The following is a 14,500-nucleotide window of genomic DNA, read 5'->3' as shown; positions in this document are numbered from 1 at the left end:
TCCCCCATGCGATTTACCATCGAAAGCCAAGCTGGAAGCCAGCAGGTCGACATTCTCATTGATTCCCTCATTATTGCGGGATGGGCCGGCCGCGATATGGCCGCCATCGAGCACCATATCCAGGAGCTCGAGGCGCTGGGCATCAAGCGGCCGGCGTCCACGCCGCTGTTCTATCGTGTTTCGGCATCGCGCCTGACGCAGGCGGGCTGCGTGGAAAGCACCGGCCCCGCCAGCAGCGGCGAAGTCGAATACCTGCTGGTCCGCCACGCTGGCAAGATCTACGTCGGCGTGGCCTCCGACCACACCGACCGGGAGGTCGAAGCCTACGGCGTGACCGTTTCCAAGCAGATGTGCGACAAGCCGTGCGCCGCCACGCTCTGGCCCCTGGACGAGGTCGAGGGGCACTGGGACAGCCTGCAGCTGCGTTCGCGCATACGGGAACAGGGCAAGCTCGTCACTTACCAGGAAGGCAGCGTCGGGGCGTTGCGTACGCCGGCAGACCTGCTCGAGAAGATGGCGGGCAGCGAAGTCTTCGAGGACGGAACCGCGATGCTGGGCGGCACGCTTGCCGTCATGGGCGGCATACGCCCGAGCGACCGTTTCGAGTATGAAATCCACGACCCGGTCCTGGGGCGGACGATTGCCGCCGCCTATGACATCCGCGTGTTGCCGGTGCGCGGCTGAACGGAAGGCAGCATGGTTTCCGCGAGCGACGACATCATCCTGAGCACGCAGGACCTGACCCGCTCCTTCAAGGGCTTCACCGCGGTCGATCGCGTCAACCTTTCGGTGCGGCGCGGTTCGGTGCATGCGTTGATAGGTCCCAACGGCGCTGGCAAGACGACCTGCTTCAACCTGCTGACCAAGTTCCTCGAACCCAGCGCCGGGAGGATTTTCTTCAACGGCCTGGACATCACGCGTGCCAAGCCGGCGCAGGTCGCGCGGCGCGGCATGATCCGCTCGTTCCAGATTTCGGCGGTGTTTCCGCACCTGACGGTACTGCAGAACGTCCGCGTGGGCCTGCAGCGTCAACTGGGCACGTCGACCCACTTCTGGCGCAGCGAGAAAAGCCTGGACGTACTCAATGACCGTGCCATGGCCTTGCTCGGCCAGGTGGGATTGGAATCCTTCGCGGCGGAGCGCGCCGCCAATCTGGCCTACGGGCGCAAGCGGGCGCTGGAAATCGCGACCACGCTGGCGATGGAACCCGAGCTGATGTTGCTCGATGAACCGACCCAGGGCATGGGCCACGAAGACGTCGGTCTCGTTACCGAGCTGATCCGCCGCGTCGCGGCGGGCAGGACGGTCCTGATGGTCGAGCACAATATGAACGTGGTATCGCGGGTCGCCGACCGCATCACGGTCCTGCAGCGCGGGGCCATCCTGGCCGAAGGCAGCTATGAAGAGGTATCGGCCGATCCCCGGGTCAAGGAAGCGTACATGGGCAGCGCCGACAGCCAATTGAAAGGGGCGCACTGATGGATGCGGAAGTCGCGCTCGACGTTCGCGGCCTGCAGGCCTGGTATGGCGAATCCCACGTCCTGCACGGCGTGGATCTCCAGGCCAGACGGGGCGAAGTCGTCACGCTGCTGGGCCGCAACGGCGCGGGGCGCACGACCACGCTGCGCGCCATCATGGGCTTGGCCGTCACGCGCAAGGGGTCGATCAAGATCGGTGGCGTCGAGACCATTCATCTGCCTACGCACAGGATTGCGCACTTCGGTGTCGGCTATTGTCCTGAAGAACGCGCCATCTTCTCGAGCCTTTCGTGCGAGGAGAACCTGCTGCTGCCGCCCGCGTTGCGCGGCACCGGGGCCGGAATGAGCGTGGACGAGCTCTACGAGATCTTTCCCAACCTGTACGAGCGGCGCACGAGTCCCGGTACCAAGCTGTCTGGCGGCGAGCAGCAGATGCTGGCCGTGGCGCGTATTCTTCGGGCCGGCGCCAACCTGCTGCTGCTGGACGAGATCTCTGAGGGCCTGGCCCCCGTCATAGTTCAGGCGCTTGCCGACATGATCCGGCTGCTCAAGAAGAAGGGCTACACCGTCGTGATGGTGGAGCAGAACTTCCATTTCGCCGCGCCCCTGGCCGATACCTTTTACCTGATGGAGCACGGGCAGATCGTCGAGCATTTTTCCGCCCCGCAGCTGCAGGAAAAGATGCCGGTCCTCACCGAGCTGCTCGGCGTCTGAAGAGAGTCAATATGGATGTGGCCATTCCCCTGCCGGTCATCATGATCCAGCTCCTGCTGGGACTGGTGAACGGATCGTTCTACGCGGTGCTCAGCCTCGGCCTGGCCGTCATAGCCGGACTGCTGAACATCATCAATTTCTCGCACGGCGCGCTGTTCATGCTGGGGGCGGTCTTCACCTGGATGGGGATGAACTACTTCCAGCTCGATTACTGGGTGATGCTGGTCGTGGCCCCGGTGCTGGTGGGGGTGTTCGGCATCGTGGTCGAACGCACCATGCTCCGCCGCCTGTACCGTTTCGATCCGTTATACGGATTCCTGCTCACCCTGGGCCTGGCCTCGGTGCTGGAAGGTGTGTTCCGCTCCTTCTACGGCGTGTCGGGGCTGCCGTACTCGCCGCCAGCGGCATTGTCCGGCGTCTCCAACCTCGGCTTCATGGTCATGCCGCACTACCGCGCCTGGGTCATCGCCGCGTCGCTGGCCGTTTGCCTGGCGACCTGGTTCCTGATCGAAAAGACCCGCCTGGGGGCCACACTGCGGGCCGCGACCGAGAATCCCAAGATGGTCGAGGCTTTCGGGATCAACGTGCCCTTGATCGTGACGCTGGTCTACGGCTTCGGTACCGGCCTGGCTGGATTCGCGGGCGTGCTGGCGGCGCCATTGATGCCGGTGTCCCCGCTGATGGGGCAGAACCTCATCATCGTGGTGTTCGCCGTGGTGGTGATCGGCGGCATGGGGTCCATCATGGGCTCGATCCTGACCGGACTCGGATTGGGGCTGGTCGAGGGCCTGGCCAAGGTGATCTATCCGGAGGCCTCGGCCACGGTGGTATTCGTGGTGATGGTCATCGTCCTGCTGCTGCGCCCCTCGGGCCTGTTCGGCAAGGGCAAGTGATGCGGGGATGACGATGAACAAGAAGGTTTCGTACGGTTTGCTGTTCGCGTGCTTCGCAGTGGCTCCGCTCGTGGGCATCTACCCCATCTTCGTGCTGAAGGTGATGTGCTTCGCGTTGTTTGCCTGCGCATTGAACCTGGTGTTGGGCTATGCCGGGCTGCTGTCGCTCGGCCATGCGGCGTTCTTCGGCGGCGCGGCCTATGTGGCCGGCCACGCCATGAAGGCCTGGGGCGTGACGCCGGAAGTAGGGCTGCTCCTGGGTACCGCGACCGGCGCATTGATAGGCCTGGGCGCAGGCGTGCTGGCCATCCGGCGGCAAGGCATTTACTTCGCGATGATCACCCTCGCGCTGGCGCAGATGCTGTTCTTCTTCTGGCTGCAGATGCCGTTCACGCACGGCGAGGACGGCTTGCAGGGCATTCCCCGAGGGGAATTGCTGGGCCTGTTCTCGCTGGCCGACGATATGCGCATGTACTACGTGGCGCTGGCCATATTCGCCGCTGCTTTCCTGATGATCGTCCGCACCGTCCATTCCCCGTTCGGCCAGGTGCTGGCCGCCATCAAGGAGAACGAGCCCCGGGCAACCTCCCTGGGCTACGACGTCGACCGCTACAAGCTGCTGGTGTTCATGCTGTCGGCCGCGCTTGCCGGTCTGGCCGGATCGCTGAAGGCGCTGGTGCTGGGCTTTGCCACGCTGACCGATGTGCACTGGACCATGTCCGGCACCGTGGTGCTCATGACGCTCATCGGGGGCGTGGGAACCCTGGCCGGTCCGGTCATCGGCGCGCTGCTGGTTGTTACCCTGGAAAACAAGCTGGGGGACATCGGGGCGTTCCTGACCCAGGTCTCGGGCATCGAGTGGTTCAGTACCCTGGGCGAGTCCGTCACCATGGTGACCGGCGCCATATTCATGATATGCGTGCTGTCGTTCCGCAGCGGCATACTCGGGTTTTTGGCGGAACGCTGGCCGCGCGCCGGCAGGCTTTGATCCTCTTTGGCGGCCCCGGCGATGCTGCCCGCCGGGACCCGGCGCTCACGCCTTGCTCTGGCGGGCGATCAAATGGATGATGTCCATCGACGCCCTGTCGCCATTGTCCACCATGCGCTCGAAGATCGAGCACAGCGTCTTGAACTCGCGCGCGGTAATCCCTTCGAACAGCACGTCGTTGATCTTTTGCTGATCGGGCGCGATCTGCTCGAACAGTTTCCTGCCCTCCGGCGTGATGGCCAGCAGGACTTCGCGCTTGTCCTTGGGGTTGGTGGTCTTCTCGACCAGACCCATCTTGTGCAGCTTGCCCGTCTCGATGGTCACGAAAGGACCGCTCAGGTGCAAGTGGCTCGCGACCTTGTTGATCGTGACCTTGGTATGGGGCTTCTGGTGGGCGATCGACACCAGTATCGAGTACTGGATGCCCGTGATGCCCATGAGCGTGCCGAAACCGTCGCGCACGGACAGCAGGCGCGCCGAGAAGGCGACCATGGCGTGGATGAGCTGGCGGAATTGCGCGTCGCTGCCGTCGACGAGGCAAGCGGGCTGGGTGATGGTCAGGGGGGGCTTGGACTTGGCGGAAGCGGTGCTCATCGAGGCCGGCGTGCGGGCTGGATTGAAGGTGGTCACTATTATGGGGCAAGGCCAGGGGGAATTCGAGGCAAATGGAGGCCAAAAACTACGTTTTTCAATGCTGCCAGCCGGGGTATTAACTTATTGCGGGACGAGCCGGGCTACTATTGTGGTCAATACTGTATTAGCTAGCTCCAGGAGCGAAACATGCCCCCAACCCAGATGCGCCTGCCCGTCTACATGGACTACAGCGCCACGACGCCGGTGGACCCCCGTGTGGTCGACGCCATGGTGCCCTACCTGTACGAGAAGTTCGGCAATCCCGCCTCGCGCAGCCATGCCTACGGCTGGGAGGCCGAGGAAGCCGTCGAAACGGCGCGTGGTCACGTGGCAGCCCTGCTCAACGCCGATCCGCGCGAAATCGTCTGGACCTCCGGCGCCACGGAAGGGAACAACCTCGCCATCAAGGGCGCCGCCCATTTCTATGCCGAGCGCGGCAAACACATCATTACGGTCAAGACCGAGCACAAGGCGGTGCTGGATACGTTCCGGGAACTCGAACGCCAGGGCTTCGAGGCCACCTACCTCGACGTCAACGAAGACGGCCTGCTGCCGCTGGACCGGCTGGCCGACGCCATCCGTCCGGACACCATCCTGGTGTCGGTGATGCTGGTCAACAACGAGATCGGCGTGATCCAGGACGTGGAAGCCATAGGCAAGCTCTGCCGCGAACGCGGCGTGCTGTTCCACTGCGACGCGGTGCAGGGCGCCGGCAAGATTCCCATCGACGTGCAGGCGTTCCCGGTGGACCTGCTCACCGTCACCGCGCACAAGCTGTACGGTCCCAAGGGCATAGGCGCGCTGTATGTGCGCCGCAAGCCGCGCGTGCGCATCGAGGCCCAGATGCACGGCGGTGGCCACGAGCGCGGCATGCGCTCCGGCACGCTGCCTACGCACCAGATCGTCGGCATGGGCGAAGCCTTCCGCCTCGCCAAGCTGGAAATGCCGCTGGAGTCCGCTCGCGTGGGCAAGCTGCGCGACAGGCTGCTGGCCGGCCTGCTGGAGATTCCCGAGGTCTATGTCAACGGCAGCCTCGAGCACCGGGTGCCGCACAACCTCAACATGAGCTTCAACTTCGTCGAAGGCGAATCGCTCATCATGGCCATCAAGGACGTCGCGGTATCGTCCGGGTCGGCCTGCACGTCGGCCTCGCTCGAGCCTTCCTTTGTGTTGCGCGCGCTGGGCCGCAGCGACGAGCTCGCCCACAGTTCCATCCGCTTTACGCTGGGCCGCTTCACCACCGAGCAGGAAGTGGACTTCGTGGTCGACCTGATCAAGAACAAGGTCGGCAAGCTGCGCGAACTCAGCCCGCTCTGGGAGATGTACCAGGAAGGCATAGACCTGAACTCTATCCAGTGGGCCGCGCACTGAGCGTCTAGCCCAGATAGGCCGCGGCCTCGTCCGCGGCTCTCGCGTCCCATCGCCGGCCGCCTTGTGCGGCCGGTTTCCTTTTGGCCGTGGCGGGAGCACCGCCGGTCCGCCCGTTTCGTCTGTCGAAACGTCCCGAGATTCCTGGCACGCCGGGCAGCGGCCGCGGCTATGCTGCATGCATCCGAGTTCTCCCGCCGTTCGATCGGCTTCTACCGCCATGCCAGACGCTTCTCCAACCCGCGCCCAGGGCGCACTGACCGGTATTCGCGTGCTCGATCTCACCTCTGCCGTGGTGGGGCCGTATGCATCCAAGATCATGGCCGACCATGGCGCCGACGTGATCAAGGTCGAAGCGGCCGATGGCGACGTGATCCGGTGGATCGCCGGTCCGTCGCCCACGCCCGGCATGTCGGGCAAGTTCCTCCACCTGAACCGCGGCAAGCGCAGCATCGTGCTCGATTTGAAGCGGCCGGAGGGCCGCGAGGCCGTTATGCGGCTGGTGGCGCGGACCGACGTCTTGCTGATCAACATGCGCCCCCAGGCGGTGCAACGGCTGGGACTGGACTACGAGACGGTCGCCGAGCGCAATCCCCGGCTGGTCTATTGCGCGATGGTCGGTTTCGGCCCCGGCCCCTACCGCGACACGCCCGCGTACGACTCCATCATCCAGGGCGGTGCCGGCGTAGCGGCGCTGGCCGAGATGGCCACCGGCGAGCCCCGCTATGTGCCCTATGTGGTGGCGGACCGGACGGTAGGCCTGATGGCGCTCAATGCGGTCATGATGGCGCTGTTCCAGCGCGAACGCACCGGTACCGGCCAGCGCATAGAAGTGCCCATGTTCGAGAACATGGCCGCGCTGGTGCTGAGCGAACATCTTTACGGCGCGACCTTCGATCCGCCGCTTTCCCAGCCGGGCGACCTGCGCCTGATCGACCCGCAGGCCAAGCCGGTCAAGACGCTGGACGGCTATGTGTGCCTGACGACCAATACCGATGCCCAGGCCTTTGCCTTGATGCGTGTCATGGGGCGGCCTGAGATGCAGACCGACCCGCGCTTCTGCACGAAGCAGGCGAGGGCCGCCCACAGCCGCGAATACTTCGCCATTCGCGCCCAGGAGATGGCCAAGCGCACGACCGCCGAATGGCTGGCGCTGCTCAAGGAAGCCGACATCCCGGCCATGCCCTACAACACCCTGGACAGCTTGCGCACCGATCCGCAGGTGCAGGCCGCCGGCCTGCTGAAGGCGGTCGAGCACCCGAGCGAAGGGCGGATATGGGACCTTGCCGATCCGACGCAAATGAGCGCGCGCGGCGGCGTATCGGCGCGACCGGCCCCGCGGCTTGGCGAGCACGGCCGGGAGATTCTCGCCGAGGCCGGTTATGCGCCCGAAGAGATCGAGGCGTTCTCGGCTGCCGGGATACTGGGTTCCAACTCAGTTTGATCGCGGCGGAGCTCGCGATAGGCCGCGAGGATCTCCGTGGCGGTTTGCCACAGCACCGGCACGTGGCGCTCCTGGAAGTCCGCCGTCATGATGCCGCCGAAGGTCGTCATGCTCAGCACGGCCAGCAGTTCACCTTCGTCGGCTACGGGTACCGCGCAAGTCGCACTGTCGCCGGGGCTGGACGGCAATCGCACCGCGTAGCCGCGCGCCCGCGTTGCATGCAGCCGCTCCTCCAGCGCCGCGGAGGCCCCTTCGGGCAACAGGAAGCGGCGCTCCGGGTCCGAGCAGAATGCCAGATAGGCCAGTCCCACGCAGGACTGCGTCATGGGGTGTCGGCGGCCATAGGTCGTGGGCAGGTAGGCAAGCGGGCTATAGGGCATGGTGCTGTAGCGCACCGCCATGCGATTGCCGTCGAGCGTGGACAGGCCCAGCGGCCACTTCACTCGCCGGGTAGCCTGGATCATGCAGGGAATGGCGGCATCGACGATCCGGAGCCGTTCCGAGCAGCCGTCGCTCAGCTCCCTGACCTTGCCCGTCAGCTGATAGCTGCCGCGCCCGTCGACGTCACGCACGTAGCCCTCGGCGCGGAGCGTCTCGAGGATGCGGAAGACCGTGGGCTTGGGCAGGCCGGTATCCCGGTGCAGCTCCGCCAGTGTGGAGTGCATGCGCCCGTTCATGGCGCGCAATACCGCGAGTGCGCGCGAAATGGACCGTATCATCGGCGGTTTTGCGTTTCCGCCCGCTCAGGGGCGGACAGGCAGTAGCGGGCAGGCCGGTTCAGACATCCGCGCGCGGGCTGAAGCGGGAGAACGGCGGTTTTTCGAAGATGAGGTCCCAGACGCCATGGCCCAGGCGCAGGCCGCGTGTTTCGAATTTTGTCTGGGGCCGCCAGGCGGGACGCTCGGCATAGCCCTCGCAGGTATTGACCAGATAGGCTTGGCCATTGAGCACTTCCAGCATTTGTTCGGCGTAGGCCTGCCAATCGGTGGCGCAGTGCAGATAGCCACCGGGCGCAAGGCGGCTCGCCAGCAGTTCGACGAACGGGGGCTGGATCAGCCGCCGCTTGTGATGCCGCTTCTTGGGCCACGGGTCGGGAAAATAAATATGCACGGCGGCCAGCGAGGCGGGCGGCACCATGTCGCGCAGGACTTCTACCGCGTCGTGCTGGATGATGCGGACATTGCGCAGCCCGGAACTCTCGATGCGGCGCAGCATGGCTCCCACGCCGGCATTGAAGACCTCCACGCCCAGGAAGTTGCGTTCAGGCTGGGCCAGTGCGATTTTCTCGGTGGTTTCGCCCATGCCGAAGCCGATCTCGAGCACGGTCGCCGCTTCGCGGCCGAACACCTGGGCGAACGAGATGTGGCGGTCCGTATAGGGAAGCGTCCAGCGATCGGCCAGCGTTTCGAGCGCTTCTTTCTGGCTAAGCGTGATGTGGCCCCGCCGGTTGACGAAGCTGCGGATGTGGGTGGCCGTGCGCGCCGGCCCGGCGAACTCGCGGCCCGTAGCGAGCGGGTCCGCAGGCTGGGGTGGCAGGGCGGGGGAGGGAGTGTTCATATTCATCGTGATCCTAGCCTCCACCGACGGCTACGACGATCTCGATCCGGTCGTCGTGCGCGATAAGAGTTTGCTGATGGGCGCTGCGGGGCACTATCTCGCCGTTGCGCTCGACGGCGACGCGCTTGCCAGCGTATCCGAGCATCTGGATGAGATCGGCCACCGACAGAGGCGCTTCGATGCTGCGGGATTCCCCGTTCAATACGATATTCATGGCGCGATTTTAGTCCGTCCAGGCCGTTGTTGCCGACAGTTCCAGGTCAGGTCGGTAACGGATGGCCGGGTCCTCGAGTCGAGGCGCTGACGGATTCCGGGTTAACCCGATAGACCCGTTTCCAAACGTGACCTACTATCCCTCTTTGCCATATGTAAACCAACGTTTTATATATGGCACAACTGGCTAAGGCCAGTATCTCCCTATCCCTCTCCACCCGGGTTCGCGCCGGGTCTTGGCCAGGCCGTCACGACTGCGCGTGCGGCCGCAACTGGAGCATTTCATGAAACGTCGTGAATTTCTCGGCAGCGCGGCTGCCGCTGCCGCCACGCTTTTGCCGTTTCCGGGCCTCATGCCGGTCGTGCACGCCCAGGAGAAGGGCAAACTGACCTTCCTCACGCCCTCGTCGTTCTCGCTGGCCTTCTCGCCCATCTTGTATGCCTCGGCCGCCGGGATCTTCGCCAAGGAAGGCGTGGACCTGAAAGTGGAAGCGGGCCGTGGGGCCGCCCAAGTGGTGCAGCTGACGGCAGCCAAACAGGTGCAGACCGGCCGCACGGGCGGCGGCAATTATATGATGGCCAGGGTCAACAACCAGGCGCCGGTCATCGCCTTCGCCACCATCGCACAGCGTTCGCCCTTCGCGGTGATCTCGTCCAAGGACGCGCCCATCCTGAAGCCTCAGGACCTGGCGGGCAAGACCGTGGGCGTGCAGTCGGCGGGGGGCTCGATGGAGGCCACGCTCGACCTCATGCTGCTGCGCTCCAAGGTCGATGCCAAATCGGTGCGGCGGGAACGCGTCGCGGACTCTGCCGCCTCCTTCGGCATGATCGAGTCCAAACGCGTGCATGCCTTCCTCGGCAATACCAGCGCGGCCATACGCCTGACCGCCGCGAATTATCCCGTCGAGACCATGCGCATGGATGACGGCGTGCCCGGCCAGGTCTACGTGGCCGAGGACTCGGTGCTGGCCGCCAACAAGGATGCCTTCGTGGCGTTCTTGCGCGCCGCCTACCGCTCGGCCCAGGAGCTGATTGCTATGGACGACGCCGCGCTGGCAAAGGCGGTAGCGCTGATGCGCGGCAAGTTCGACATTCCCGGATCGGACAATACGCCGATTGCGCTGGCCGACATGCGCGCTAACCGCGAACTGTGGATGACGGCCGACCCCAAGCATGTGCTGCGCAACGTCGAGTCGCAGTGGGCCGAAGGCGAGTCCCTGCTGCGCCAGGCCGGCCTGCTCAAGCAGCCCACTACCAAGCCGCTCTACACCAACGAAATCTGGGAGGCCGCCAATGGCTGAACGCGCGGCGAGCGTGGCGGCGGACGCATCGGCGGCGTTCGCCGAGCGCGAGCCTGTCGTACGCCTCGATGGCATCTCGAAACGTTTCGAGACCAAGTCGGGCACCGTGCATGCGCTCGAAGGCATACGCCAGTCCATCGGGGCGGGCGAATTCGTTGCCATCGTCGGGCCCTCGGGTTGCGGCAAGTCGACCCTCCTGCGCATCCTGTGCGGCCTGGAGCAGCCGACGCAGGGCCGGGTCGACTGGGGAAGGGGCGGTGAAGCCCCGCGCATGGGCGTGGCGTTCCAGGACCACCGCCTTCTGCCATGGCTCAGCGTCGAGCAGAACATCATGCTGCCCCGTCTCATGCTGGGCCGGGCCGCGGCCGCGGATATCGAACGCGCCCGCTCGCTGTGCAGCCTGGTCGGCCTGACCGGCTTCGAGCAGCGGCGGCCGGCCGAACTATCCGGCGGCATGAAGCAGCGCGCGTCAGTCGCGCGTGCCCTGTTCACCGATCCTGAACTGTTGCTGCTGGACGAACCCTTCGGCGCGCTGGATGCGCTCACGCGCGAGCAGATTACGGCAGACACTGAACGCATCTGGACCGCGCAGCGGTTCGCCGCGCTGTTGATTACCCACTCCATCAGCGAGGCGGTACACCTGGCGGACCGGGTCATCGTCATGTCCGCGCGCCCCGGACGCGTGGTGGCGGAATTTCCCGTGGACCTGCCGCGTCCCCGTACCGACGTCCTGGGTTCGCCCGAGTTCGCCAAGCTGTGCAGCGACATCCGGAAAAAACTGGAGCTGTAGCCGCCATGAAACGAATCGCTCTACAGGTATCCGCCGTGCTGGCGTTCTTCCTGATCTGGAAGGGATACGTACACTTCTTCGAGGTCTCGCCGCTGGTGCTGCCGGCGCCGGAGCTGGTGGTGGTCGCCCTGGTTCGGCTGCTGGGGACCTCCGACACGTACTATCACCTGGGCATTACGCTGACCGAATGCCTCGGCGGCTTTCTTTTCGCCGTGGTATTCGGCACCATCATCGGCCAGCTGCTGGGCCGCGTCGCCATCCTCGACACCATCTTCAAGCCGTTCGTGATCGCGTTGCAGGTGACGCCCAAGGTCGCGCTGATCCCGCTGTTCATACTGTGGTTCGGCTTCGGGCTGGAATCCAAGATCATCGTGTCGGCCGTGCTGGCGTTCTTTCCCGTCTTTGCCAACAGCTACCTGGGGGCGAAATCGGTCGACCGGGGCCTGTCCGAGGTGTTCACCGTGGGCCGCGCGCGCCAATCGCGGCGCTTCCGCCTGCTCGTGATTCCCAGTTCGCTGCCGTACATCCTGACCGGCATGGAAATGGCCATCGTGCTGGCCATCATAGGCGCCGTCGTCGGAGAGTTCGTGGCAGGCACGCGCGGTCTCGGCTATCTCGCCACGATCAAGCTGCAGGAACTCGAGGTCGATACGCTGTTCGCCGTGGTGCTGCTTTTGGCAGCCATCGGTTTTTCGCTTTACTTCGCGGTCGGTTCGCTGCGCAAGATGCTGATTCCCTGGCACGAGTCGGCAAGCAAAGTGACCCTTTAAAGGAGGCGCCGGCCAGGCGCGGTCCGGCCCGGGCGGCAGCATCGCCCCGCGGCCGGATCACGGCGCCGCGGCGTTTGCTAAGCCGCGAGGAAAACGCGTAGAATTGCCGCCTGCGCGGGCGTAGTTCAATGGTAGAACGGCAGCTTCCCAAGCTGCATACGAGGGTTCGATTCCCTTCGCCCGCTCCACTTCGACTTTCCAGGGACTTCCAGAAAAGACCGAGGAACGTCGCAAGTGATTGTCACCATTCAGCTTTTTTGCCATCGCTGAATCCAGTGACTTCCAGCGAAAACCACTGACTGCCGGTACAAAACGGTACATCAAGTGGTACATCGGAAAGCGGAGCTTCCCGCTTCCGCATAGTTGCTGGAGCAGCGCGGGGTCGGACAGGACCATGCAGCCAACTCGATTCTCAGGAGTTGGGCTCATGCTCTCAGACCTCATGGTTCGCCAAGCCAAGGCGACCGGCAATACGTACACGCTGGCCGATTCGGACGGCCTCTCCCTCTTCGTCTCCGCCAACGGCGCCAAGGCCTGGCACTTCCGCTTCACCTGGGGCGGCAAGCGCGATCGCATGTCCTTCGGCAGCTACCCGGCGCTCTCCCTGAAGGAGGCGCGCGAGCTTCGCGATGAAGCCCGCAACCTGCTCGCCAAGGGCGTCAATCCGCACAGCGAACGCAAGCGCAAGCGCCATGCCATCGTGCTGGCGGGCGAACACACGTTCCAGGCGGTCTACGACCAGTGGCTGGCACATCGCAGGCTGTCGCTGGAGGAAGGACGGCAGACCAGCCTGGAGCAGATCGCCCGCGTCTTCAAGAAAGATGTGTTTCCGGTGCTGCGTCACCTGACCATCTACGACATCACGCGCGCGCACCTGCTGGACATCATCGGCAAGGTAGAAAAACGCGGCTCGCTGTCGGTGGCCGAGAAGCTCAGGACGTGGTTCACGCAGCTGTTCACCTATGCCACGGTGGCGATCCCGAACATGCACGACAACCCGTCCAAGGACTTGGAGGTCGTCGCGTTGCCGCTGCCGCCGGTCGATCACAACCCGTTCCTGCGCATGCCCGAGCTGCCGATCATGCTGCAGACGCTGCGCAAGTACCGCGGCCGCCTGAACACGCAGTTGGGCCTGCGGCTATTGATGCTGACTGGCGTGCGCACCGGCGAGCTGCGCTTCGCCACGCCCGACCAGTTCGACCTCGAACAAGGCCTGTGGATCATCCCGGTGGCCAGGCTCAAGCAGCGCGCATTGCTCACCAAGAAGAAACGCAAGCGCCTGGTAGACATCCCGCCCTACATCGTGCCGCTGCCGGTGCAGGCCCAGGAGATCGTTCGCCATCTGCTGGACCAGTGCAAGCCGGCGCAGGTCTACCTCATTCCGGGCGACTGGTGCCTAAAGCATCCCGTTAGCGAGAACACATTCAACGGGGCGCTTAAGCGCATGGGCTACGAGGACCAGCTCACGGGGCACGGCATCCGCGCCACAATTTCGACCGCGCTCAACGAACTCGGCTACCCGAAGAAGTGGGTGGATGCCCAGCTCTCGCACGCCGACCCGGACAAGATCAGCGCGACCTACAACCATGCCGAGTACGTTGAGCAGCGCCGCGTGATGATGCAGGATTGGGCCGATCGCCTGGACCTGTTCGAGCAGAACCAGGTCGAGGTCGCCAGCCGCCACCTGACCATCACGCTGCAGGGCCTGCCGACCATCGCCGGCCAGGCGGCCGTGCAGCCGCCGGTGGTCGACCTTACCGCGCCGCAGTTGATCGTGACCGCGCCGACGCCCGACATGCCCGCAGCGCCGGCATCGGTGCAGCGGTTGTCGGCCGTGCGGATGCCCGAGTACGCGCGGCCGCGGCTGTCGGAGGTGCAGCGCGAACGCCTGCAGGTGCTGGAGACCTTCGAAGCGCCGCACAACCTTTCGGTGGCGGACTACGCCAAGCTCGCGGGCAAGTCGCGCCGCTGGATCACCTACGAGATCCAGGCCGGCAACCTGCTGTCGATCCACATGGGCAACCGTGGGCAGCGCGTGCCGGACTGGCAGCTCGACCCGCTCAAGCGCAGGCTCGTGCAGTCCGTGCTGAAGCAGGTGCCTCGGGGGCTGAATACCTGGGCCATCTACCACGCGCTCTTGCAGCCCTATGACGCGCTCGGGGGGCGAGCCGCCATCGAGGCGGTCAACCCAAAAAACCTACACCTGGCCGCGCGCCTGGTCGCGGCGCAGAGCATCGCTGCGGACGATCATGAGGACTCCGACATCCCGGTGCAGGTACGGCGCAGCGTGCAGCGCCTGGTGCAGGACGCCATCACGGCCGATGCCGCCGAAGACCTGATGGAACCTTGAG

Annotated in this window: 15 protein-coding genes and 1 tRNA gene; 12 read left to right on the top strand and 4 right to left on the bottom strand. The window is 64.9% G+C overall.

From position 1 onward, the window contains the following. Positions 1 to 6: 6 nt before the first annotated feature. From QHC78_RS03265 to QHC78_RS03245, 5 genes are read left to right on the top strand one after another with little or no spacing between them, the layout of a single operon-like run. Positions 7 to 684, top strand: a complete 678-nt coding sequence (locus QHC78_RS03265) for a DUF2848 domain-containing protein (protein WP_319742428.1) — start codon at positions 7 to 9, stop codon at positions 682 to 684. Positions 685 to 696: 12 nt separating this feature from the next. Continuing rightward, positions 697 to 1,479 (top strand): ABC transporter ATP-binding protein, encoded by a 783-nt coding sequence (locus QHC78_RS03260; RefSeq protein ID WP_319742427.1) that lies wholly within the window; start codon positions 697 to 699, stop codon positions 1,477 to 1,479. Then, entirely contained in the window at positions 1,479 to 2,192 is a 714-nt protein-coding gene (locus tag QHC78_RS03255; RefSeq protein WP_319742426.1) for an ABC transporter ATP-binding protein, read from the top strand. The genes QHC78_RS03260 and QHC78_RS03255 overlap by 1 nt, the downstream gene beginning before the upstream one ends. 11 nt (positions 2,193 to 2,203) lie before the next feature. Continuing rightward, positions 2,204 to 3,085, top strand: coding sequence for a branched-chain amino acid ABC transporter permease (locus QHC78_RS03250; protein WP_319742425.1), 882 nt, complete (start codon positions 2,204 to 2,206; stop codon positions 3,083 to 3,085). A gap of 13 nt (positions 3,086 to 3,098) precedes the next feature. Beyond that, positions 3,099 to 4,073 carry a branched-chain amino acid ABC transporter permease gene (locus QHC78_RS03245; protein WP_319742424.1) on the top strand — a complete coding sequence of 325 codons (975 nt, stop codon included), beginning with the start codon at positions 3,099 to 3,101 and terminating at the stop codon, positions 4,071 to 4,073. Positions 4,074 to 4,118: 45 nt separating this feature from the next. Here the strand turns inward: QHC78_RS03245 and QHC78_RS03240 are convergent, their stop codons facing one another. Continuing rightward, positions 4,119 to 4,667 carry a MarR family winged helix-turn-helix transcriptional regulator gene (locus QHC78_RS03240; protein WP_319742423.1) on the bottom strand — a complete coding sequence of 183 codons (549 nt, stop codon included), beginning with the start codon at positions 4,665 to 4,667 and terminating at the stop codon, positions 4,119 to 4,121. 186 nt (positions 4,668 to 4,853) lie between these two features. On the opposite strand from QHC78_RS03240, the gene QHC78_RS03235 reads away from it, so the two are divergent. Continuing rightward, positions 4,854 to 6,077 carry an IscS subfamily cysteine desulfurase gene (locus tag QHC78_RS03235; protein WP_319742422.1) on the top strand — a complete coding sequence of 408 codons (1,224 nt, stop codon included), beginning with the start codon at positions 4,854 to 4,856 and terminating at the stop codon, positions 6,075 to 6,077. A gap of 217 nt (positions 6,078 to 6,294) precedes the next feature. Further along, positions 6,295 to 7,518: a CaiB/BaiF CoA transferase family protein gene (locus tag QHC78_RS03230; protein ID WP_319742421.1), complete on the top strand. Its 1,224-nt coding sequence runs from the start codon at positions 6,295 to 6,297 to the stop codon at positions 7,516 to 7,518. Here the strand turns inward: QHC78_RS03230 and QHC78_RS03225 are convergent. From QHC78_RS03225 to thiS, 3 genes are read right to left on the bottom strand one after another with little or no spacing between them, the layout of a single operon-like run. After that, a complete protein-coding gene (locus QHC78_RS03225) occupies positions 7,455 to 8,237 on the bottom strand; it encodes a helix-turn-helix domain-containing protein (protein ID WP_319742420.1) in 783 nt (260 codons plus the stop codon). The genes QHC78_RS03230 and QHC78_RS03225 overlap by 64 nt on opposite strands. Before the next feature lie 58 nt (positions 8,238 to 8,295). Further along, the gene (gene trmB, locus QHC78_RS03220; RefSeq protein ID WP_319742419.1) at positions 8,296 to 9,075 is read right to left on the bottom strand and encodes a tRNA (guanosine(46)-N7)-methyltransferase TrmB; all 780 of its coding nucleotides are present in this window, start codon (positions 9,073 to 9,075) and stop codon (positions 8,296 to 8,298) included. A 13-nt stretch (positions 9,076 to 9,088) separates the two neighbouring features. Further along, positions 9,089 to 9,289, bottom strand: a complete 201-nt coding sequence (gene thiS / locus QHC78_RS03215) for a sulfur carrier protein ThiS (protein WP_319742418.1) — start codon at positions 9,287 to 9,289, stop codon at positions 9,089 to 9,091. A gap of 283 nt (positions 9,290 to 9,572) precedes the next feature. Here thiS and QHC78_RS03210 point away from each other — a divergent pair, with 283 nt between their 5' ends. The 5 genes from QHC78_RS03210 to QHC78_RS03190 all read left to right on the top strand — a co-directional run bounded on the left by QHC78_RS03210 (position 9,573) and on the right by QHC78_RS03190 (position 14,499). Further along, positions 9,573 to 10,589, top strand: coding sequence for an ABC transporter substrate-binding protein (locus QHC78_RS03210; protein WP_319742417.1), 1,017 nt, complete (start codon positions 9,573 to 9,575; stop codon positions 10,587 to 10,589). Next, a complete protein-coding gene (locus QHC78_RS03205) occupies positions 10,582 to 11,379 on the top strand; it encodes an ABC transporter ATP-binding protein (RefSeq protein ID WP_319742416.1) in 798 nt (265 codons plus the stop codon). Before QHC78_RS03210 ends, QHC78_RS03205 begins: the two co-directional genes overlap by 8 nt. Positions 11,380 to 11,384: 5 nt before the next feature. Next, entirely contained in the window at positions 11,385 to 12,149 is a 765-nt protein-coding gene (locus tag QHC78_RS03200) for an ABC transporter permease (RefSeq protein ID WP_319742415.1), read from the top strand. Between the two features lie 114 nt (positions 12,150 to 12,263). Beyond that, positions 12,264 to 12,337: transfer RNA gene (locus QHC78_RS03195), tRNA-Gly, on the top strand. Between the two features lie 239 nt (positions 12,338 to 12,576). Beyond that, entirely contained in the window at positions 12,577 to 14,499 is a 1,923-nt protein-coding gene (locus tag QHC78_RS03190; protein ID WP_009521876.1) for a tyrosine-type recombinase/integrase, read from the top strand. The last annotated feature ends 1 nt before the right edge of the window (position 14,500 follow it).

The sequence above is a fragment of the Pigmentiphaga sp. genome, from assembly GCF_033795525.1.
Taxonomy (GTDB): Bacteria; Pseudomonadota; Gammaproteobacteria; order Burkholderiales; family Burkholderiaceae_B; genus Pigmentiphaga.
This window is presented reverse-complemented; position numbering and strand designations above follow the sequence as displayed.

What these genes read in the sequence shown, in the direction of transcription:
- QHC78_RS03240 (WP_319742423.1), bottom strand. Translation starts at nt 4,667, where the DNA reads ATGAGCACCGCTTCCGCCAAGTCCAAGCCCCCCCTGACCATCACCCAG.
- QHC78_RS03245 (WP_319742424.1), top strand. Translation starts at nt 3,099, where the DNA reads ATGAACAAGAAGGTTTCGTACGGTTTGCTGTTCGCGTGCTTCGCAGTG.
- thiS (WP_319742418.1), bottom strand. Translation starts at nt 9,289, where the DNA reads ATGAATATCGTATTGAACGGGGAATCCCGCAGCATCGAAGCGCCTCTG.
- QHC78_RS03210 (WP_319742417.1), top strand. Translation starts at nt 9,573, where the DNA reads ATGAAACGTCGTGAATTTCTCGGCAGCGCGGCTGCCGCTGCCGCCACG.
- QHC78_RS03235 (WP_319742422.1), top strand. Translation starts at nt 4,854, where the DNA reads ATGCCCCCAACCCAGATGCGCCTGCCCGTCTACATGGACTACAGCGCC.
- QHC78_RS03225 (WP_319742420.1), bottom strand. Translation starts at nt 8,237, where the DNA reads ATGATACGGTCCATTTCGCGCGCACTCGCGGTATTGCGCGCCATGAAC.
- QHC78_RS03255 (WP_319742426.1), top strand. Translation starts at nt 1,479, where the DNA reads ATGGATGCGGAAGTCGCGCTCGACGTTCGCGGCCTGCAGGCCTGGTAT.
- QHC78_RS03230 (WP_319742421.1), top strand. Translation starts at nt 6,295, where the DNA reads ATGCCAGACGCTTCTCCAACCCGCGCCCAGGGCGCACTGACCGGTATT.
- QHC78_RS03205 (WP_319742416.1), top strand. Translation starts at nt 10,582, where the DNA reads ATGGCTGAACGCGCGGCGAGCGTGGCGGCGGACGCATCGGCGGCGTTC.
- QHC78_RS03190 (WP_009521876.1), top strand. Translation starts at nt 12,577, where the DNA reads ATGCTCTCAGACCTCATGGTTCGCCAAGCCAAGGCGACCGGCAATACG.
- trmB (WP_319742419.1), bottom strand. Translation starts at nt 9,075, where the DNA reads ATGAACACTCCCTCCCCCGCCCTGCCACCCCAGCCTGCGGACCCGCTC.
- QHC78_RS03265 (WP_319742428.1), top strand. Translation starts at nt 7, where the DNA reads ATGCGATTTACCATCGAAAGCCAAGCTGGAAGCCAGCAGGTCGACATT.
- QHC78_RS03200 (WP_319742415.1), top strand. Translation starts at nt 11,385, where the DNA reads ATGAAACGAATCGCTCTACAGGTATCCGCCGTGCTGGCGTTCTTCCTG.
- QHC78_RS03260 (WP_319742427.1), top strand. Translation starts at nt 697, where the DNA reads ATGGTTTCCGCGAGCGACGACATCATCCTGAGCACGCAGGACCTGACC.
- QHC78_RS03250 (WP_319742425.1), top strand. Translation starts at nt 2,204, where the DNA reads ATGGATGTGGCCATTCCCCTGCCGGTCATCATGATCCAGCTCCTGCTG.